The organism is Parapedomonas caeni, assembly GCF_041060555.1.
Taxonomy (GTDB): Bacteria; Pseudomonadota; Alphaproteobacteria; order Sphingomonadales; family Sphingomonadaceae; genus CAUJIW01.
In genome coordinates this window covers 23,683-42,045 of sequence record NZ_JBEUDS010000019.1, presented here as the reverse complement: position 1 = coordinate 42,045, position 18,363 = coordinate 23,683, and the positions used below count along the sequence as shown (strand labels likewise).

The 18,363-nt window shown below is 67.6% G+C and carries 20 protein-coding genes; 12 read left to right on the top strand and 8 right to left on the bottom strand.

The features are described 5' to 3' along the window. The first annotated feature begins 185 nt into the window (after positions 1–185). The 3 genes from ABU113_RS12715 to ABU113_RS12705 all read left to right on the top strand — a co-directional run bounded on the left by ABU113_RS12715 (position 186) and on the right by ABU113_RS12705 (position 2,527). A complete protein-coding gene (locus tag ABU113_RS12715) occupies positions 186–1,145 on the top strand; it encodes a CsgG/HfaB family protein (RefSeq protein WP_454559870.1) in 960 nt (319 codons plus the stop codon). 81 nt (positions 1,146–1,226) lie between these two features. Next, positions 1,227–1,826 (top strand): GNAT family N-acetyltransferase, encoded by a 600-nt coding sequence (locus ABU113_RS12710; protein WP_454559869.1) that lies wholly within the window; start codon positions 1,227–1,229, stop codon positions 1,824–1,826. After that, the gene (locus ABU113_RS12705) at positions 1,823–2,527 is read left to right on the top strand and encodes a haloacid dehalogenase type II (protein WP_454559868.1); all 705 of its coding nucleotides are present in this window, start codon (positions 1,823–1,825) and stop codon (positions 2,525–2,527) included. The genes ABU113_RS12710 and ABU113_RS12705 overlap by 4 nt, the downstream gene beginning before the upstream one ends. A 109-nt stretch (positions 2,528–2,636) precedes the next feature. Here the strand turns inward: ABU113_RS12705 and grxD are convergent, their stop codons facing one another. Genes grxD through ABU113_RS12690 form a run of 3 tightly spaced genes read right to left on the bottom strand, consistent with a single transcriptional unit; the run spans position 2,637 to position 3,552 of the window. Continuing rightward, the gene (gene grxD, locus ABU113_RS12700) at positions 2,637–2,954 is read right to left on the bottom strand and encodes a Grx4 family monothiol glutaredoxin (protein WP_454559867.1); all 318 of its coding nucleotides are present in this window, start codon (positions 2,952–2,954) and stop codon (positions 2,637–2,639) included. 37 nt (positions 2,955–2,991) lie between these two features. Beyond that, the gene (locus tag ABU113_RS12695; protein ID WP_454559866.1) at positions 2,992–3,225 is read right to left on the bottom strand and encodes a BolA family protein; all 234 of its coding nucleotides are present in this window, start codon (positions 3,223–3,225) and stop codon (positions 2,992–2,994) included. 3 nt (positions 3,226–3,228) lie between these two features. After that, positions 3,229–3,552: a DUF1476 domain-containing protein gene (locus tag ABU113_RS12690; protein ID WP_454559865.1), complete on the bottom strand. Its 324-nt coding sequence runs from the start codon at positions 3,550–3,552 to the stop codon at positions 3,229–3,231. Positions 3,553–3,780: 228 nt separating this feature from the next. Between ABU113_RS12690 and purC the strand changes: the two genes are divergently transcribed. The 4 genes from purC to ABU113_RS12670 all read left to right on the top strand — a co-directional run bounded on the left by purC (position 3,781) and on the right by ABU113_RS12670 (position 6,624). After that, entirely contained in the window at positions 3,781–4,569 is a 789-nt protein-coding gene (gene purC / locus ABU113_RS12685; RefSeq protein ID WP_454559864.1) for a phosphoribosylaminoimidazolesuccinocarboxamide synthase, read from the top strand. Further along, positions 4,566–4,805: a phosphoribosylformylglycinamidine synthase subunit PurS gene (gene purS / locus ABU113_RS12680; protein ID WP_454559863.1), complete on the top strand. Its 240-nt coding sequence runs from the start codon at positions 4,566–4,568 to the stop codon at positions 4,803–4,805. The genes purC and purS overlap by 4 nt, the downstream gene beginning before the upstream one ends. Before the next feature lie 89 nt (positions 4,806–4,894). Continuing rightward, a complete protein-coding gene (purQ, locus tag ABU113_RS12675; RefSeq protein WP_454559862.1) occupies positions 4,895–5,560 on the top strand; it encodes a phosphoribosylformylglycinamidine synthase subunit PurQ in 666 nt (221 codons plus the stop codon). A 212-nt stretch (positions 5,561–5,772) separates the two neighbouring features. Continuing rightward, positions 5,773–6,624, top strand: coding sequence for a hypothetical protein (locus ABU113_RS12670; protein WP_454559861.1), 852 nt, complete (start codon positions 5,773–5,775; stop codon positions 6,622–6,624). 23 nt (positions 6,625–6,647) lie between these two features. On the opposite strand, the gene ABU113_RS12665 is transcribed toward ABU113_RS12670, so the two are convergent. Continuing rightward, the gene (locus tag ABU113_RS12665; protein ID WP_454559860.1) at positions 6,648–7,601 is read right to left on the bottom strand and encodes a peptidoglycan-binding protein; all 954 of its coding nucleotides are present in this window, start codon (positions 7,599–7,601) and stop codon (positions 6,648–6,650) included. A gap of 132 nt (positions 7,602–7,733) precedes the next feature. Between ABU113_RS12665 and ABU113_RS12660 the strand changes: the two genes are divergently transcribed. Beyond that, complete coding sequence (locus tag ABU113_RS12660; RefSeq protein WP_454559859.1) at positions 7,734–8,531, top strand: crotonase/enoyl-CoA hydratase family protein; 798 nt, start codon at positions 7,734–7,736, stop codon at positions 8,529–8,531. 68 nt (positions 8,532–8,599) lie between these two features. Here ABU113_RS12660 and ABU113_RS12655 read toward each other — a convergent pair whose 3' ends face one another. From ABU113_RS12655 to ABU113_RS12645, 3 genes are all read right to left on the bottom strand, one after another. Next, on the bottom strand, positions 8,600–10,363 hold the full coding sequence (locus ABU113_RS12655; RefSeq protein WP_454559858.1) for an SLC13 family permease: 1,764 nt from the start codon (positions 10,361–10,363) through the stop codon (positions 8,600–8,602). A gap of 48 nt (positions 10,364–10,411) precedes the next feature. Beyond that, a complete protein-coding gene (locus ABU113_RS12650; protein ID WP_454559857.1) occupies positions 10,412–11,011 on the bottom strand; it encodes an NYN domain-containing protein in 600 nt (199 codons plus the stop codon). Positions 11,012–11,174: 163 nt separating this feature from the next. Continuing rightward, positions 11,175–12,068 carry an SDR family oxidoreductase gene (locus ABU113_RS12645; RefSeq protein WP_454559856.1) on the bottom strand — a complete coding sequence of 298 codons (894 nt, stop codon included), beginning with the start codon at positions 12,066–12,068 and terminating at the stop codon, positions 11,175–11,177. A gap of 116 nt (positions 12,069–12,184) precedes the next feature. On the opposite strand from ABU113_RS12645, the gene ABU113_RS12640 reads away from it, so the two are divergent. The 4 genes from ABU113_RS12640 (at position 12,185) to ABU113_RS12625 (ending at position 16,081) form a co-directional block, all read left to right on the top strand. Further along, complete coding sequence (locus ABU113_RS12640) at positions 12,185–12,454, top strand: sulfurtransferase TusA family protein (RefSeq protein WP_454559855.1); 270 nt, start codon at positions 12,185–12,187, stop codon at positions 12,452–12,454. Positions 12,455–12,524: 70 nt separating this feature from the next. Next, positions 12,525–13,031: a MarR family winged helix-turn-helix transcriptional regulator gene (locus tag ABU113_RS12635; protein WP_454559854.1), complete on the top strand. Its 507-nt coding sequence runs from the start codon at positions 12,525–12,527 to the stop codon at positions 13,029–13,031. A 102-nt stretch (positions 13,032–13,133) separates the two neighbouring features. Then, positions 13,134–15,146, top strand: a complete 2,013-nt coding sequence (locus ABU113_RS12630) for an alkyl/aryl-sulfatase (protein WP_454559853.1) — start codon at positions 13,134–13,136, stop codon at positions 15,144–15,146. A 134-nt stretch (positions 15,147–15,280) separates the two neighbouring features. Next, positions 15,281–16,081 (top strand): dioxygenase family protein, encoded by an 801-nt coding sequence (locus ABU113_RS12625; protein WP_454559852.1) that lies wholly within the window; start codon positions 15,281–15,283, stop codon positions 16,079–16,081. A 55-nt stretch (positions 16,082–16,136) separates the two neighbouring features. Here ABU113_RS12625 and purL read toward each other — a convergent pair whose 3' ends face one another. Further along, positions 16,137–18,332, bottom strand: coding sequence for a phosphoribosylformylglycinamidine synthase subunit PurL (purL, locus tag ABU113_RS12620; RefSeq protein WP_454559851.1), 2,196 nt, complete (start codon positions 18,330–18,332; stop codon positions 16,137–16,139). Positions 18,333–18,363: the final 31 nt, after the last annotated feature.

Here is an 18,363-nt window from a genome sequence, read left to right as displayed (position 1 = left end):
CCAGCGTCAAGGAGCCGCCGGCACGGGCATAGCCCATTCGGGCTATGCGGCCGTCATTTCAAGGCGCTAAGCATAATTTAAATGCGCGAGCCTCATCATCGGGGACGCGCACCGGCTGGTGCTTGAGCATGGCTTGGGCTAAAATCCGGCCTATTGCGCTGATCGTTGACTGAGGGGAATAGTAGATGAACTGGATGCCCATGGCCCGCGCGGCCCTGACCTGCACGGCGTTGACCGCCGTCGCGCTGACCGCCACCGCGCCGGCTGCCGCCAAGACCGCGCAGGAAAAGCGGGCTGAGAAAACCGCCGAGATTCCGATCTGCGCCAAGAAAATCGGCTCGCTTGCCGTGATCGAGCCGGAAAGCCAGTGGTGGCGTCAGTACGAACTGGGCTCACCTGAAGCGCTCATCAAGATTTTCGTCAATAAATCCAAATGCTTCTCCCTTGTCGATCGGGGCAAGGGCATGGCCGCGCTGCAAGCGGAGCGGGCTTTGGCCTCCGGCGGCGAGCTGCGGGGTGGCTCCAACATCGGCAAGGGCCAGATCAAGGCTGCCGACTATGTGCTGGTGCCGGACCTGATCTCCTCCAACAGCAATTCGGGCGGGAACAATATCGGCGGCATGCTCGGTGGCATGCTCGGCGGCCGTACCGCCGGCGCACTGCTGGGCGGCATCAGCCTGAAGAAGAAGACCGCAGACGTGGTGCTCACCGTCACCGACGTTCGCTCCTCCGAGCAGGTGGCGATGGTCGAGGGCCACGCCAAGAAAACCGATCTGGGCTGGGGCGCCGGTGGCGGCCTGTTCTCGGGCGGCTTCCTGGGCGCCGGCGGCGCCAGCGGCTATGCGAACACCGAAATTGGCCAGGTCATCACGCTGGCCTATCTGCAGGCCTACACCGATCTGGTGGCCGAACTCGGCGGCCTGCCGGAAAATGCCTCGGCCGCCAACGCCACGCAGGCCGTCACCATGGCGAAGCCGGGCCGGATGTATGCCGATGCCGGCGCCAGCGGCAAGGTCGTTCGGACGCTCGACCCGGGCATGATGCTCTACCCGACCGGCGAAAAGAAGGACGTGATGTGGGAAGTCTCCGACGAACTCGGCAACAAGGGCTGGGTGTCGTCACTGCTGTTCCAGCTGGCCAAATAGGCTGACCGTCATCAGCGAAACATCGAGGGGGAGCGCGTGCTCCCCCTTTTCGTTTGCGCGCCGCTCGGGCACAACAATGGCATGACCGTACAACTGCTCGATGTGCCCGAGGGCCATATCGCGGCGGTCGTCACCTGCCTGGAGATGACCGAGCGACCCAAGCCCAAACCCCTGCCCGTGATGATGTCGGCACGGCTGATGCCGGTCGCCGAACCCGACCCGGCGTCATACCGCCGGCTGTTCCGGGCGGTCGGTGCGCCATGGCTTTGGTTCGGCCGGCTGATGATGGAGGACGACGCGCTGGCGGCACTGCTGCATGACCCCGACATCCTGCTCTACACCGTCCGGCAGGGCCCCGAGGAAGTCGGCATGGTCGATCTGGACTGTCGCGCCGACGGCGAGGTGGAGATCAGCTACTTCGGCGTTTTGCCCAACCTGGCCGGGCGCGGCCTCGGCGGCTGGCTGATGGCCCAGACGCTGCAGATCGCCTGGGGACGACGCCCCAGGCGGGTGTGGGTCCGCACCTGCACGCTCGATCATCCCGGCGCGCTGGGCTTCTATATCCATCATGGTTTCCGCCCCTATGCCCGCAAGGTGGAGATCGTGCCCGACCCGCGACTGGCCGGCCTGCTGCCGAGGGACGCGGCACCCCAGGTGCCACTGCTGGGAGACCTCGCATGACCATCGATTTCAACCGCGTCCGCGCGCTGTCCTTCGACTGCTACGGCACGCTGATCGATTGGGAAACCGGCATCCTCACGGCGCTGGCGGACTGGGTCGCCCAGGTCGGCGCGCAGCGGGTGCTGAGCGGCTTCGGCGCCATCGAGCCGGACATCGAACACGCCCACCCGACCTGGCCGTACCGGCAGATTGTCGCCGAGGTCCATGTCGAGATGGCCCGCGAACTCGGGCTGGCATCAAGCCGGACCGCAGCGACGCGGTTCGCCGAGTCGATCGGCGGCTGGCCGCCCTTCGCCGACACGGTCGACGCATTGCGCCGGCTCAAGTCCCGCTACCGGCTGTACATCCTCTCCAACGTCGATGAGGTGTCGATCGCGGCCACCCTGCGCCAACTGGGCGTGCCGTTCGATGGCGTGTTCACCGCGGAGCGCATCGGCTCCTACAAACCCGACCCGCGCAACTTCGACTATCTGCTGGCCCGGCTGGCCGATGACGGCATCCAGAAGCACGAACTGGTTCATGTGGCGCAATCGCTGTTTCACGACCACGGGCCGGCTCAGGCCGCCGGCCTCCACACCGTCTGGATCGACCGCAACTCGGGACGGCCTGGCGCCGCCCGTCTGCCCGACCCGGTGCCGCACTTCGACCTGCGCTTCCCGAGCCTCGGCGATTTCGCGGCGGCCGCCGTCACCACGCACTGATTGTCCCCGCCGGGACCGGCGGCAACAAACCGCGCGGGGACCGACGACGACCAACCGTGATGCTGGCGAACGCGGACGGCCCCGGTGAGCCCGGCCACCGGGCGGACGATCAGGCTTCAGCGCCCAGCATCGCCTGCAGTTCGCCCGCCTCGAACATTTCCATCATGATGTCCGAACCGCCGACGAATTCGCCCTTGATGTAGAGCTGGGGGATGGTCGGCCACTGGGAGAAATGCTTGATGCCCTCGCGCAGCTCCGGGTCTTCCAGCACATTGTAGCTGGCGAAACCGCTGCCAAGGCGATCAAGGATCGCCACCGCCCGCGAGGAGAAGCCGCACTGCGGGAAATCCGGCGTGCCCTTCATGAACAGCACGACGTCATTGCTGCCGACGATCTGCTGGATACGATCGAGAACCGAGTCAGACATGGGGGGCCTATTCCTAAATTGGACCTGCGTTGTCTTCTTATGTAGGGCAACTGGTGGTCAACGCCAAGGCGTGCAGTTCGCCCCCCATGCGCCCGCCCAGGGCGGCGTAGACCAGTTGGTGCTGCTTCACCCGCGTCAGCCCCCGGAAGGCCCCCGACACCACGGTCGCCGCATAGTGATCGCCGTCTCCCGCCAGATCCTGGATCGTCACCTGCGCATCCGGCAGTGCCGCCTTGATCAGGCGCTCGATCTCGCTGGCCGGCATCGGCATGGGTCAGACCCCTTCGATGAACTGGCGACGGGCCTCGACCATCTTGTCGTCCATCGCCTTGCGCACCTGATGCTCGCTGACATCGACACCGCGGGCGGACAGATCGCCATAGACCTTCCGGAACACGTCTTCCTCGCCAACTTCCTCGAAGTCCGCGTGAACCACCTGCTTGGCATAGGCCTCGGCCTCTTCCGGCGTCAGCTTGAGCAGTTCGGCGGCCCACAGGCCCAGCAGCTTGTTGCGCCGCGCGGTCACCTTGAACTGCAGCTCGGCATCTCGCGCGAACTTCTCTTCAAAGGCTTTCTCACGGTTGTCGAACGTGGTCATGGTGGCCCCTTGGCATCCGTTGCTGAATATTGCTGCGTACATAAGGGGCCCGGCAATCCGGATCAACCGTTCGCATTGTCGCGCGATACAACATTCGGCCGCCCGCCCGTGTGACAATCTTCAATTGTTCCCAGCAAGGCGATAGAGTATGGTCCGCGCCGAATCAAAGGGCGGCATCCCCGGTGGCGCCGCCCGTTTTCGTCATTCTCAAGATATAGTGGTCCGCCCATGTCTCGCCGTCGACAGATTTACGAAGGCAAGGCCAAGATCCTTTACGAAGGACCCGAGCCCGGCACCCTCATCCAGTACTTCAAGGATGACGCGACTGCCTTCAACGCCCAGAAAAAAGGCACGATTTCCGGCAAGGGCGTGCTTAACAACCGGATTTCCGAGCATATCTTCACCCTGCTCGCCGGCATGGGCGTGCCGACCCACTTCATCCGCCGCCTCAACATGCGCGAACAGCTGATCCGCCAGGTCGAGATCGTGCCGATCGAGGTGGTGGTGCGCAACGTCGTCGCCGGTTCGCTGGCCAAGCGCCTGGGGCTGGACGAAGGCATGGTGCTGCCGCGCACCATCATCGAATATTATTACAAGAACGATGCGCTGGGCGACCCGATGGTCACCGACGAGCACATCGCCGCCTTCGGCTGGGCGAGCCAGGAGGAGATGCACGACATCGCCGACCTCGCCATCCGCATCAACGACTTCATGTCGGGCCTGTTCGCTGGCGTCGGCATCAAGCTCGTCGACTTCAAGCTGGAGTTCGGCCGGCTGTGGGAGGGCGAGTTCTCCCGCATCATCCTGGCCGACGAGATCAGCCCCGACGGCTGCCGCCTGTGGGACGCCTCGACCGGCGAAAAGCTGGACAAGGACCGCTTCCGCCGCGATCTCGGTGGCGAGGTGGAAGCCTATCAGGAAGTGGCCCGCCGGCTGGGCCTGCTGCCCGAGGGCGAGGTCTCGACGGTTCTCGATCTGGAAACCCACCGCAAGGCACGCGAGGAAGGGCGCTCATGAAGGCCAAGGTTTATGTGACGTTGAAGAATGGCGTGCTCGACCCGCAGGGCAAGGCGATCGCCGGGGCGCTGCATGGCCTGGGCTTCGACACGGTCGCGGACGTGCGTCAGGGCAAGTTCATCGAGCTGGATATCGCCGAAACCGACGCCGACGCCGCCAAGGCCAGGATCGACGAGATGTGCCGCAAGCTGCTGGCCAACACGGTGATCGAAAACTACCGGATCGAGCTGGCCTGAACGGCCCGCCATTCTGGCGCTTATCGCCTGAACAACAACAGGTTGTAGCGATAAGCTCATTATCTGGACGAGCAAGCATAAGGTCCGCCATGAAGTCCGCCGTCATTGTCTTTCCCGGCTCCAACTGCGACCGCGACATGGCGACCGCGCTTGAACAGATCGGCGGCACCCCGCCGGCCATGGTCTGGCACGGCGACCACGACCTGCCTGATGGCCTCGACCTCATCGCCCTGCCCGGTGGCTTCTCCTACGGCGACTATCTGCGCTCCGGCGCCATGGCCGCCCAGTCGCCGGTGATGCGGGAAGTAGTGAGGGCGGCAACGCGCGGCGTGAAGGTGCTGGGCGTGTGCAACGGCTTCCAGATCCTCACCGAGGCGGGCCTGTTGCCCGGTGCGCTGATGCGTAACGCCGGGCTCAAGTTCGTCTGTCGCGATGTCCGGCTGAGGGTCGAGAACGCCGCCACCGCCTATTCCAGCGGCTATGCCGCCGGCCAGGAAATCCGGGTGCCGGTGGCGCACCACGATGGCAACTACTTTGCCGACGACGCGTTGCTGGAGCGGCTGGAAGGCAATGGCCAGGTGGTGTTTCGCTATCTCGACAACCCCAACGGGTCGCGCCACGACATCGCCGGCATCATCAACGAGGCCGGCAACGTGCTCGGCATGATGCCCCACCCGGAGCGACTGATCGAGCCGATCCAGGGTGGCACCGATGGCCGCCCGCTGTTCGAAAGCGTGCTGGCGACCGGCCGATAGTCCGCTCGCCCTGCCTCGCACGGGCGCAAGCCGCCACCTCCGCCCACGCGCGGCGACGCTCTGCCCCCGGCAACACGTCGTGAACCATTTTTCGCTAACACCAGCCGGGCGCGCGCGATAAAACGCGCCAGGGGGCGGGCGTGACCGAAACGCGCCGGCAGGCGCGCAGGCGCAAGGGGCATTCGAGGCAGGGCATGACATCTTGGGCGAGGATGAGGGGCCATTTCCGGCTGATGGCGGCATCGACCCTGCTGGTGGCGGCAGCACCGGCCGACACCCCGCCCGCCACGCCGGCCACTCCCGCCGCGACATCCGGCACGGCCGCGGCCGACGCCCGGCCGCGCGGCCTCACCATCATCGGCAACGAGCTCTACCTGGCCTTGCTGGAAGAGCGCTCGCCGGACGTGATCGCCCACCTGCTGCGGGAGGGACTGACACACGCCGGCCATGACTGCGAACAGCTGCGCGACTACCAGATATTCCGTTACGGCAGCGGCTCGCGCACGCTCAAGGTCAAGTGCATCAACCAGCCACTTTACGTGGTCACGGTAGGCAGCCAGAAAGGCGTACAGATTGCCGGCGGCGACGGTTCGATCCAGCCGTTCTCCACCCTCGATGGGCCGATCGAGACCGTGTTTGGTGTCCGTGCGGAGCAGTATTTCAACAGCAGGAAAGCCGGCGCCACGGGTGCCGAACCGGCGACCGCATCACCGGCACCGCCTGCCACGGCACATGGCGATGACGTCGACATCGCCACCGGAGAGGCGGATGGCCTGCCATCCTGGGCACCGATCGTCGGCATCAACCTGATCATCCTGCTGGTGCTGGGCATCGCGCTGCTGCGGGCGTTGCGCGGACGGGACAACGACGAGGACGACCGCTACAGCAGTGACGAGAAGGATCTGATGATCGAACAGGCGGAAGAAATCCTGCCTGGCATCTATCGTCATCCCGAGGGCTTTTTCATTGCCCGGGGCCGGCACGGAAAGCGAAGGCTTTTCCGGGTGCTGCTGCTCGCCTATTTCTACCGCCAGTTCGGGATCAAGCTTCTCGAAATGCGCTGAAACGACACTCCGGCCGCCGCCCATCAGGCCACGGCATCGGTCCGCTGATAGCGATCAAGGTCGATCTTGCGATCGACATAGGCGGTCAGCCACTGACGATGCGCCACGGCGGAGGCACCACCGGCCGCCTCGATCCGGGCCGATGCCGCCGACTGGCCGATCTGCGAGTTCAACAAGGTGCGCGCCCGCTCCGGACTGATGCGGCCATCCAGAAACCGCGAGGCATCGCCCGCCCCGAGGTGGTGCGCAAGATAAGCGACCTTCGCCAGCGTCTCGGGGGAAGCATTGGCGCCGACATGGCCCTGACGGCGCAGCTGGTCGAGATTGGCGTCGGCATAGTCAGCCGCCGCCTCGATGGAGGCGCGCGGATCGAACCGCAGCGACAGCAGCGCGCCCTCCGCCTGCGCGCGGACGCGGCCATCGGCATCCAGCCAGCCACTGCGACTGGCGACGCCGTTGAGATAGGTGCCAGATCGCTGGGCCTCGGTGATCCAGGTGCTGGAGAGGAACTGGGTCAGGCCGGCGGCGCTGGAGCGCGGATTGCGCGAGGCGGGATCCCAGACGCCATCACGGCTGGCGGCCTCGGCGCCGATGATTGCCGCCAGCATCGCCGGCGACAGGCCGGTACGCCGGGCGGCGGCGTTGATGTCGTCGGCATAGATGGCGTTGGGTCCAAGTGACAGGCCGCCATCGTCGCCGTTGCCAACGGCTGCGCCGGCCGGCGGGGGCGGCGTCTCCCTGGCCTCACCCTGCATCGCCAGCAACGCTTCGAGATTGAACCCGGCCAGGGACTGGTCGAACCCGGGAGCCGACAGCGAGACACCGCCGTCCATTCCCTCGCCTTCGGCACTGCCCAATGCGGTCTGCCAGAGCTGGCGCAGCAACGTCTGGCGCATCTCGGCCACGGCCAGGCTGGCGCGGCCGGCCGCCGACAGCGAGGGCTGGGTCTGGGTCTCAAGACGTGGATCGACGCTCATGCCGGCCTGCGGATTGCTGAAGCTGTGGTTACCATGCCGCAAGTTCGGTGAACAAATGGTTGATAGCCCCTGTACGCCGCCAGCGCGACCGATACACTGTCGTCAAGAATCACAATGGAGGGAGACTATCGCATGACGGCACCCGATGAGGGCGAGATCACCACGGAAGCGCGCGGCGCGGTCTGGCTGATGGGCATCAACCGCCCGCACAAGCTCAATGGCTTCACACCGGCCATGTTCGACCAGCTGGCCGCCGCCTATGAGCGGCTGGAGAGCGACCCCGACCTGCGGGTCGGCGTTCTGTTCGCCCACGGCCCCCACTTCACCGCCGGTCTCGACCTGCCGATGTTTGCCGGCCGCTTCGCCGACGACAGCGACTTCGCCGGCGTGACCGGCGACCGGGTCGACACCTTTGGCCGCCGCGCCCCCTGGCGGCGCAAGCCGCTGATCACGGCCGTCAAGGGCATCACCTTCACGGCGGGACTGGAGCTGGCGCTGGCATCCGACATCATCATCGCCGCCAACGACGTACGGCTGGCGATGATGGAGCCCAAGCGCGGCCTGATGGCCTGCGGCGGCGCCACCTATCGCTTCGTCGAGCGCGGCGGCTGGGGCAACGCCATGCGCTGGCTGCTCACCGGCGACGAGTTCGGTGCCGAGGAAGGCTACCGCATCGGCATCATCCAGGAGATCGTCGCGCCAGGCTTCGAGCTCAACCGGGCAATCGCGCTGGCCGAGAGCATCGCCACCCGCGCCCCGCTGGCTGTACAGGCAACGCGGGCCAACGCGCTGACCTACGCGCTCGACGGCGAGGCCGCCTGCGCCGCCGAATTTGGCGACATCTCCAACCGGCTGGCCAACAGCCAGGACTTCCAGGAGGGCGTGGCGAGCTTCCGGGAAAAGCGGGCGGCGAACTTCACCGGGCGCTGAACAATCCAGCTCCCGCGGACAATCCACGTTCCTGCCGGGGCGGCGCACGCCGGCCCGGCAGGGCGAGGTCATCCCGGCGTGCGGGCCAGCACCACCGCCGCAACCACCACGACCAGCAACGACAAGACGCCGCCGACCCGCGCGTAATCGGTGAAGCGATAGCCCCCCGGGCCCATCACCAGCAGATTGTTCTGGTGCCCGATGGGCGTGAGAAAATCCGACGACGCGCCGATCAGCACCGCGATCAGAAACGCGTCCGGACTGGCGCCCAGGCTCGCCGCCACCTGCAACGCCACCGGGCCCATGATGACCGCGGTCGCCACGTTGTTGAGGAAAATCGACAGCAGCAGGGTCGCCACCGTCATGGCTCCCAGCGCCACCACCAGGGGCGCCGCCGCCAGCACATGGCTGAGCACCTGCGCCACCGCCGCCGCCGCGCCGCTGCTCTCGAACGACTGCCCGACCGGGATCATCGCCCCCAGCAGCACAACCGCCGGCCAGTCAATCGAGCGATAAATGTCGCGCGCCGGCAGGAATTTCAGCGCCGCGAACAGCGCCGCCGCCGCCGCGAAGGTGATCGCCGTGGAGACGCCGCAACCGACTGCCACCACCACGGCCGCAAGATAGATCAGCCCCGCCGCCACCGCCCGCCCGGATGCCGCCGGCGCGACGTCATGACGGCCGACTTCAAGCAGGCGTGCGTAACGCACCAGCCGGCCGATCGCCATCGCCGGACCATGCAGGACCAGCTGGTCGCCGGGCTGGATTTCCAGCATTCGCAGCGGTTGGCGCCTCTCCGCCGCGCGTGGACCAGCCGCCACCACCCGCACCTCGCCATCACTGAGGACTTCCACCATGTCATGCGGGTGACCCACCAGCGGGGAGCCATGGGCCACCACCACCCGGGCGGTCGCCGCGTCGGGAGCCTTGGCGCGCGGCGCAGGGGGCAGGCCGGTCAGCTTGGCTATCGCCCAGGGGTCTTCGCGCGCCGTCAGCAACAGCCTGTCGGTGGCGCGCAGGATCACGTCCGGCAGCGCGACAAGGGCCTTGCCGTCGCGAATGACGGCGACACACTGGGCGTGGGCCGGCTGCAATCGGTCCTGCATCTGGGCCAGCGTCGTGCCGTCGGTCAGGCCGCCACCGTCCAGGCGTTGTTCAAAGACGAACAGCGAGGTTTCCGGGGCGGCGTCCGCGCGCCCCGATTGCCGCCGGCGTGGGGTCAACCGCCAGCCGATCAATGCCAGATACAGCAGCCCCACCAGCGTGACCGCGACACCGGCCGGTGCCATGGCGAAGAAGCCGAGTGGCGCCCCCAGCGCATCGTGGCGGAACGACGACAGGATCAGGTTCGCCGGCGTGCCGATGAGTGTCGTCATGCCACCCAATATGGTCGCGAACGCCAGCGGCATCAGCGCCGCCCCCGCCGACAGCCGGTGCCGCCGGCAGATGGCGATGGCCGCCGGCATGGTGATGGCGAGCGCGGCAATATTGTTCATGAAGGCCGAGAGGGCCGCACCCACCAGCATCAATATGGCCAGCTGCACCGAGAACGGTGCCCTGCCGGGCATGATCCGCTCCGTCAGCGCGGTGACCGCGCCGGTGAGCTCGATGGCGCGACCAATGATCAGGACGGCCGCGACAGTCACCACCGCCGGATCACCGAAGCCCGAAAAGGCGTCAGCGGGGTTGACCAGGCCAAGCACCACGCAGGCCAGCAGGGCGGCAATCGCCACCAGGTCATGGCGGACGCGCTCCGAGGCAAACAGCGCGAGCGCCAGCAACAACACCCCGGCACTCAGCCAGGCGTCACTCATGACCCAGGCGCCGCTCATCGCCTCCTCCGATCCGGACTAGCGCCCGAAGGACCGCGCCCTGCCCGGTCAGTCCCGCAGCGACGGCTTCGGCCAGTCCACCTCGCGCATGATGTCGAAGTGGGACAGGATTTCACCATGCAACGGCGAGTTGGGGAAATCGATACCCACCAGCTGGGTGGCGGTATGACGGGCCAGCGTCATCGCCGGAATGAGATCGGTATCGGCGGCGACCAGGATGATGCGGTCGGCGGCCCTGCGCTCGAACATGCCGGCGAGATCGAGACCGATCTTGAGATCGATACCCTTCTGCTCGAAATCCGGACGGAAGTCGTGATCACTCAGTCCGCTGGCCGGCAGCGGAATCGACTTGGGTTTCCATCCCCGGAACTTCAGCAGGCCGGTACGGACGCAGAAATAGTCACGGCTTGCCAGTTCGTCGAGCCAGCCGCCGCCGGATTTGAACTGGAACAGGTCGCCTGATACCGGCAACGGTGTCTCGCCCTGGTAGGGCCGGCAGTCATAATAGAAGACCCGGCTCAGTTCCTCTCCCTTGGCGACCACGGCATGGGCGAAATCCTCGATGAAATCGACGGTATACTCGATGCCGTCGCGACGCGCCTGGGCACGCAGGTGTCCGCCGTCGATCTGCACGACCACTCGCTTCATCAATGCACTCCCATCAAGGCTACAATATTATGACATGGCGTGAATCGAGGCACCTTAGCGGCGAAGGCGGAGCGGCGCCAGAGCACCGCCCCGCCTCGGACCAGATTATTCGCCTGCCGAGATGCGAGGATTCCCCTACGTCATCCAGATCGCGCACGACCGTTCAGCCGGATGTCCGCGCGGTCCGGTCGCTGGCGTTGCTGGCCTGGATCGCCGAGCGCGCCGCCTGCCATTCCGGGTCACCCCAGGCGGAGAGCGCATGGAAATTGCCCGCTGTGGCCAGCCACTGACCGCCGTCGATGGCGATCACCTCGCCGGTGAGATATTCCGTATGCTCCGACATCAGGAAGGCGGCGAGATTGCCGAGTTCCGCGTGCTCGCCGACCCGGCGCATGGGAATGCTGGCCGCCGTCAGGCTCTCCAGCCCGCTGCTGCCGGCGCCGGTCTGCGGCATCAGGCGCTCCCACGCGCCCTTGGTGGGGAACGGCCCCGGCGCGATGGCGTTGGCGCGGATGCCCTTGGGGCCCCACTCCACCGCCAGCGACTGGGTCATGGCGGCGACGCCGGCCTTGGACATGGCCGACGGCACGGTGAACGGCGAGCCGGTCCACACCCAGGTGGTGACGATGGACAGGATGTTGCCCTTGTGCCCACCGGCGATCCAGCGCTTGCCAGCGGCGTTGGTGGTGTTGAAGGTGCCGTGGAAGACGATCGAGGCGATGGCGTTGAAGGCGTTGGGGGACAGGTCCTCGGTGCGCGAGATGAAGTTGCCGGCGGCATTGTTGACCAGCCCGGTCAGCGGCCCGCCGGTGAACGCCCGCTCCATCGCCTCGTCGATGGCCATCGGGTTGCGGATGTCCACCGCGTCGACATCGCAGCTGCCGCCGGTCTTCTCCCGCAGCTCGGCGGCGGTTTCCTCCAGCACGCCGCCGCGCCGGCCCCAGATGATGCAGTGTGCCCCCAGCTCCATGAAACGTTCGGTCATGGTGCGGCCAAGCCCGGTGCCGCCGCCGGTGACAAGAATTTTATGACCCTTGAGCAGATCCTTGGCGAACATGAACAACTCCCCGATAATTGTTGTATGAAGCGGGTGAGGCTAGACCGCACCCGCGCAGACGCCAACCACCAATCGCCATACCCCCAACCGGAAGCGAGCCGGAGATGAGCCCCGCGATGCCCCCTGTGCCCCCACCCCCACCCGGCGCGCCCGCTGGCGATGGCGCCGGCGTCCGGGTGGACGCGCGCGGCCTGCGCTGCCCGATGCCGGTGCTGCGGCTGCGCCGTGCAGCGGAAGGTCTGGCCGCGGGCCGTCGGATCGAACTGCTGGCCACCGACCCGGCGGCACTGAGCGATGTGCCGGCTTTTTGCGGCGAACGCGGCTGGACGCTGGAGGCCCGCGACACGGATGCCGCCGGCCTCAGCCGCTTCCTGATCCGCGTCTAGCGGGCGCCGGCGGCGGAACGTACTGTTCGCGACACTTTCAAGCCGCTCGACATCGATTATATTGCAGACGATGGAACCCGCATCACCTCCGCCCGCTCAAGCCCTCGACGACCTGCCGTCATCGGAACTGCTGTTGCTCGACCGGCAGCTCTGCTTCGCGGTCTACGCCGCCAGCCACGCCTTTGCCCGCGCCTACCGGCCGCATCTGGAGCGGCTGGGCCTGACCTATCCGCAGTATCTGGTGATGCTGGTGCTGTGGGAGCAGGACGACATGACGGTTGGTGACATTGGCCGTCGGCTGTTTCTGGAGTCGAGCACCCTGACACCACTGCTCAAGCGGCTGGAAGCGGCAGGCCTGCTGCACAGGGTGCGCGACGCCGAGGATGAACGGCAGGTCCGGGTTCGACTCACCGAGGCCGGCAGGGTCCTGCACGACGCCGCTCTCGCCGTGCCACGCGCAATGCTCTGCGCCACGGGGACGGACATCGAACGTCTGGCGCGCCTGCACGCCGACATGGTGGCGCTGCGGGCGGGATTGGACGCCCAGACAGCGCGGCAGTCCACCGCAGCCAACTGAGTCGCGCTTAATATCTTGCGCGCCCGCTCCTCGGGCGGCACTCTTCAGCCCGTCAGGCGCCGGCAGAACATCAGGATAGCGGCGCCTCGGGGGAGAGATGCCATGACCGCTCGTCACCGGGCCCGCGCCGGGTCCGCCGCCTTGTGCCTGCTGATCGCCACCGCCATGCCGCCACTGGCCGCCGCGAAAACCCCGCCGCCGCCGGTGTCGCCGCGCGCGGCATCGCCCGCCACTGTCCAGGCCCAGCAGGCGCTGGCCGCCACCCTGCCCTTCGCCGACCGGCAAGACATCGAGTTCGCCAGCCGCGGTTTCCTCGGCACGCTGCCGGATGGCAGGATCCGCAACGCCGCTGGCGCGCTGGTACGCGACCTCAACGACTCCGCCATCCCCGCCGGCGAGGCGCCGCCCGAGGTCAACCCCAGCCTGTGGCGCAATGCCCAGCTCGTCTCGAAGCACGGCCTGTTCCAGGTCGCCGACGGCCTCTGGCAGGTGCGCGGCTTCGATCTCGCCAACATGACCATCATTCGCGGCCAGAGCGGTTATATTATTGTCGACCCGCTCACCATGGCGGAAACCGCGCGGGCGGCGCTGGACCTGGTGCGGGCGACTCAGGGCGATCGACCGGTGGTGGCGGTGATCTACACCCACAGCCATGTCGACCACTATGGCGGCGCGCGTGGTGTCGTCGACCCGGCCGACGTCGCCGCCGGCCGGGTTCAGGTGATCGCACCCAAGGGGTTCCTGGAGCACGCCGTCAGCGAGAACGTCATTGCCGGCAACGCGATGAGCCGGCGGGCGGCCTATATGTTCGGCTACGGCCTGGCGGTGGGCGCCACCGGCACGGTCAGCGCCGGCATCGGCCCGGCTTTCACCCGCGGCACGGCGCCAGGCACCATCTCGCTGGTGCCGCCGACGCGGGAAATCAGCCGGACCGGCGAGACCGTGACCGTGGATGGCGTCACCATCGAGTTCCAACTGACGCCGGACACCGAGGCACCGGCGGAGATGAACTTCTATCTGCCGGCGTGGAAGGCGCTGTGTCTGGCCGAGAACGCCAACGGCGCCATGCACAATATCCTGACCCCGCGGGGCGCGCTGGTGCGTGACGCCAAGGGCTGGGCGGACTATCTCACCCAGGCGCTGCGGCTCTATGGCGACCGGGCGGAACTGGTGTTCACCTCCCACTACTGGCCGCGCTGGGGCAACGCCGTGCTGCGCGACTACATCGCCAGCCACCGCGACGCCTACAAATACCTGCACGACCAGAGCGTGCGGCTGATGAACATGGGCTTGAACGGCACCGAGATCGCCGAGACCATCCGCCTGCCCGACAGCCTGGCCCGTCGCTGGTTCAACCGTGGCAACTACGGCACCATGAGCCACAACGCGAAGGCGGTCTATCAGCGCTACATGGGCTGGTACGATGGCAACCCGGTCAATCTGGAGCCGCTGCCGCCGGAAGAGGCCTCCCGCCGCTACGTCGCGGCGATGGGTGGCGCGCGTGCCGTACTGGCAAGCGCTCGCAAGGCGCATGCCGCCGGTGACGACCGCTGGGCGGCGGAACTGCTGGGCCGGCTGGTGTTCGCCGAGCCGGCCAACCGCGCCGCCCGCGACCTGCTGGCCGACGCGCTGGAGCAGCTCGGCTACCGCGCCGAAAGCGGCCCGTGGCGCAACATCTATCTCTCCGGCGCCTGGGAGTTGCGGCAGAACCGCACGGTGCCGACGTTCCAGGCCGGTGGCGACGCCGCCCGCGCCCTGCCCGTCGCCTCGGTGCTCGACCTGCTGGCCGTGCGGCTGAACCCGGAGCGGGCGACAGATCAGACGCTCAGCTTCAATCTGGTCATCCCCGCCGCCCACGAGCGCCACCTGGTGCGCGTCGCCAACAGCGTGCTGGTGCATGAAAGCGATGCCGACGATCCGCAAGCCGATGCCACCATGGTGCTGGAAGGCCCGATGGGCCGGCTGGCCTTCCTTGGCCTGATCTCGGGCCAGACCACGGCGGCCCAGCTGATGGAAAGCGGCGTGCTGAAGATCGACGGCGACCCGACGGTGCTGGCCCGCTTCGCCACGCTGTTCGACAAGCCCCCGGCCGATTTCGGGCTGGTGATGCCCTGACATCGCCGGAACCCGACCGCTCCTCTGGTGAGATGTTGCCAAACCGGCGACACTGAAATTCCCGCGCCCCCCCTTGCCCGCACGCCGGGCAGGGGCGATGTCGGGCGGACTGGATTGCCCGAGGCCCTGATGCGATGACGACTGCCCTTCAGCCCACCCTGTTCCTCAGCCACGGCGCGCCCGATCTGGTGCTGACGCCGGCCCCGGCGCGGGCGTTCCTGTCCGGTCTCGGCACGACTCTGGTGCGCCCGCGCGCCATCCTGGTGGTGTCGGCCCACTGGATGACCGACAGCCCCGCCGTCGCCGCCACCGCGCGGCCCGCGACCATCCACGATTTCCATGGCTTTCCCGAGCCGCTGTACCGGCTGCGCTACCCCGCCCCCGGCGACCCGGCGCTCGCCGGGGAGATCGCCAGCCTGCTGGCCGCCGCCGGCCTGCCCGCCGCCCTTGATGCCGACTGGGGCCTCGATCATGGCGCCTGGGTGCCGCTGCTGCTGATGTACCCGCAGGCGGACCTGCCCGTGCTGCAACTGGCGATCCAGCCGCACCGCGACCCGCGGCACCATTTCGCGCTGGGCCGGGCGATCGCCCGGCTGCGGGAGGAGAATGTGCTGGTGCTGGCCAGCGGCAGCATGACCCACAATCTGCGCATCATCGACCGGCGCGGCATCGACGCGCCGGAGGCCGACTGGGCGCGCGCCTTTGCCGATTGGATGGCCGAGCGGCTGACCACCGGCGACATCGAGGCGGTGCTCGACTATCGCGCCCGCGCGCCCTTCGCCGTGCAGGCCCACCCGTACGACGACCATCTGCTGCCGCTGTTCACGGCGCTGGGTGCCGCGACCGGCGCCGACGGCACGCCGCCACGGGCGACGCGGCTGCACGCCAGCGTCACCTACGGCACGCTGCGCATGGATGCCCTGCGCTTCGACTGAAGCGATGGAAGCGCTGCGCTTCGACTGAGCCGGGGCTGTCCGCCCTGACCGCAGGTCAGGCCATCAGGCCGGGCAGCCACTCCTCGTGCGCCAGTTCGAGGTCAGCCAGCGCGACGTCGGCGAGCGTGCCGATGACCACGCGATCGCCAGCGGTGCGGCCGATCACCTGTGCCGGCACCCCGGCCTCCTGTGCCGCGCCCAGCAGGGCCAGCGGCTCGGTGGTGGTGACCAGATAGCGGCCCTGATCCTCGCCAAACAGCCAGGCGTGCGGATGCTCGACATCGCCCGGCACCTCAATGACAGCGCCGATCTTGCCCGCCAGCGCCATCTCGACCAGCGCACCGGCCAGACCGCCGTCCGACAGGTCGTGCACGGCGCTCAGACCACCGCCGAGAATCTGCTGACGCACCAAGTCGCCGGCGCGCCGCTCGGCCACGAGATCGACCGGCGGCGGCGGACCGTCCTCGCGGCCGAGAATCTCCCGCAGATAAAGCGACTGGCCAAGGTGGCCGAGCGTCTCGCCCACCAGCACCACGGTCTCGCCTTCGGCCTTGAAGGCGATGGTCGCCATCCGATCCCAATCGTCGAGCAACCCGACGCCACCGATGGCGGGCGTCGGCAGGATGCCGGTGCCGTTGGTCTCGTTGTACAGGCTGACGTTGCCGGAGACGACCGGGAAGTCGAGCGCGGAGCAGGCCTCCGCCATGCCCTCGATGCAGCCGACGAACTGGCCCATGATCTCGGGCCGCTGCGGGTTGCCGAAGTTCATGCAGTCGGTCACCGCCAGCGGCCGGGCGCCGACCGCGGTGATGTTGCGCCACACTTCCGCGATCGCCTGTTTGCCGCCCTCGACCGGGTCGGCGAAGCAGTAGCGCGGCGTGCAGTCGGTGGAGATGGCCAGTGCCTTGCTGGTGCCGTGCACACGCACCACCGCCGCGTCGCCGCCGGGGCGCTGGATGGTGTCGGCCATCACCATGTGGTCGTACTGCTCCCAGATCCAGCGGCGCGAGGCCATGTCCGGCGAGCCGATCAGCCTGAGCAGCGCGGCGCCATAGTCGTTGGGCTCGGCGACCTGATCGGCCGGCAGGGCCGCCCGCTTGGGCGTCGGCACCCACGGCCGCTCGTACATCGGCGCGTTGTCGCCCAGCGGCCCCAGCGGAATGTCGGCCGCCGTCTCGCCCTTGAACTTCAGCACCAGCCGGCCGGTGTCGGTGATGGTGCCGATGACGGCGAAGTCCAGCCCCCACTTGTGGAAGATCGCCTCCGCGAAGGCTTCCCGGCCGGGTTTGAGAATCATCAGCATGCGCTCCTGGGATTCGGAGAGCATCATCTCGTAGGGCACCATGCCTTCCTCGCGGCAGGGCACCTTGTCGAGGTCGAGTTCAAGGCCGACGCCGCCCTTGGAGGCCATCTCGACCGACGACGAGGTCAGGCCGGCGGCACCCATGTCCTGGATGGCGACGATGGCGTCGGAGGCCATCAGTTCCAGGCAGGCCTCGATCAGCAGCTTTTCAGTGAACGGATCGCCCACCTGCACGGTCGGGCGCTTCTCTTCCGAATCCTCGGTGAACTCGGCCGAGGCCATGGTGGCGCCGTGGATGCCGTCGCGGCCGGTCTTGGAACCGACATAGACCACCGGATTGCCGAGACCGGCGGCGGCCGAGTAGAAGATCTTGTCGGTGCGGGCCAGGCCGACGGTCATGGCGTTGACCAGGATGTTGCCGTTGTAGGCCGGGTGGAAGTTCACCTCGCCGCCCACGGTCGGCACGCCGACGCAGTTGCCATAGCCGCCGATGCCGGCGACGACGCCGGAGATCAGGTGGCGCATCTTCGGGTGGTCGGGCGCGCCGAAGCGCAGCGCGTTCATGTTGGCGACGGGGCGCGCGCCCATGGTGAACACATCGCGCAGGATGCCGCCGACGCCGGTCGCCGCGCCCTGGTAGGGCTCGATGTAGCTGGGGTGGTTGTGGCTCTCCATCTTGAAGATGGCGGCATCACCGTCGCCGATGTCGATGACGCCGGCGTTCTCGCCCGGCCCCTGGATCACCCACGGCGCCTGGGTCGGCAGCTTCTTCAGATGCACCCGGCTCGACTTGTAGGAGCAGTGCTCGGACCACATCACCGAGAAGATGCCCAGCTCGGTGATGTTGGGTTCACGCCCCAGGCTTTGCAGGATGACGTCGTACTCCTCGGTCGTCAGGCCATGCTCGGCGACGACTTGCGGCGTGATCTGGGTGGCGTTTGCAGACATGGGAAGGGCACCTTTCGTTGGCGGCGCTTTT

Coding starts and splice junctions, on each gene's coding strand:
- ABU113_RS12715 (WP_454559870.1), top strand. CDS start 186: ATGAACTGGATGCCCATGGCCCGCGCGGCCCTGACCTGCACGGCGTTG.
- ABU113_RS12710 (WP_454559869.1), top strand. CDS start 1,227: ATGACCGTACAACTGCTCGATGTGCCCGAGGGCCATATCGCGGCGGTC.
- ABU113_RS12705 (WP_454559868.1), top strand. CDS start 1,823: ATGACCATCGATTTCAACCGCGTCCGCGCGCTGTCCTTCGACTGCTAC.
- grxD (WP_454559867.1), bottom strand. CDS start 2,954: ATGTCTGACTCGGTTCTCGATCGTATCCAGCAGATCGTCGGCAGCAAT.
- ABU113_RS12695 (WP_454559866.1), bottom strand. CDS start 3,225: ATGCCGATGCCGGCCAGCGAGATCGAGCGCCTGATCAAGGCGGCACTG.
- ABU113_RS12690 (WP_454559865.1), bottom strand. CDS start 3,552: ATGACCACGTTCGACAACCGTGAGAAAGCCTTTGAAGAGAAGTTCGCG.
- purC (WP_454559864.1), top strand. CDS start 3,781: ATGTCTCGCCGTCGACAGATTTACGAAGGCAAGGCCAAGATCCTTTAC.
- purS (WP_454559863.1), top strand. CDS start 4,566: ATGAAGGCCAAGGTTTATGTGACGTTGAAGAATGGCGTGCTCGACCCG.
- purQ (WP_454559862.1), top strand. CDS start 4,895: ATGAAGTCCGCCGTCATTGTCTTTCCCGGCTCCAACTGCGACCGCGAC.
- ABU113_RS12670 (WP_454559861.1), top strand. CDS start 5,773: ATGAGGGGCCATTTCCGGCTGATGGCGGCATCGACCCTGCTGGTGGCG.
- ABU113_RS12665 (WP_454559860.1), bottom strand. CDS start 7,601: ATGAGCGTCGATCCACGTCTTGAGACCCAGACCCAGCCCTCGCTGTCG.
- ABU113_RS12660 (WP_454559859.1), top strand. CDS start 7,734: ATGACGGCACCCGATGAGGGCGAGATCACCACGGAAGCGCGCGGCGCG.
- ABU113_RS12655 (WP_454559858.1), bottom strand. CDS start 10,363: ATGAGCGGCGCCTGGGTCATGAGTGACGCCTGGCTGAGTGCCGGGGTG.
- ABU113_RS12650 (WP_454559857.1), bottom strand. CDS start 11,011: ATGAAGCGAGTGGTCGTGCAGATCGACGGCGGACACCTGCGTGCCCAG.
- ABU113_RS12645 (WP_454559856.1), bottom strand. CDS start 12,068: ATGTTCGCCAAGGATCTGCTCAAGGGTCATAAAATTCTTGTCACCGGC.
- ABU113_RS12640 (WP_454559855.1), top strand. CDS start 12,185: ATGCCCCCTGTGCCCCCACCCCCACCCGGCGCGCCCGCTGGCGATGGC.
- ABU113_RS12635 (WP_454559854.1), top strand. CDS start 12,525: ATGGAACCCGCATCACCTCCGCCCGCTCAAGCCCTCGACGACCTGCCG.
- ABU113_RS12630 (WP_454559853.1), top strand. CDS start 13,134: ATGACCGCTCGTCACCGGGCCCGCGCCGGGTCCGCCGCCTTGTGCCTG.
- ABU113_RS12625 (WP_454559852.1), top strand. CDS start 15,281: ATGACGACTGCCCTTCAGCCCACCCTGTTCCTCAGCCACGGCGCGCCC.
- purL (WP_454559851.1), bottom strand. CDS start 18,332: ATGTCTGCAAACGCCACCCAGATCACGCCGCAAGTCGTCGCCGAGCAT.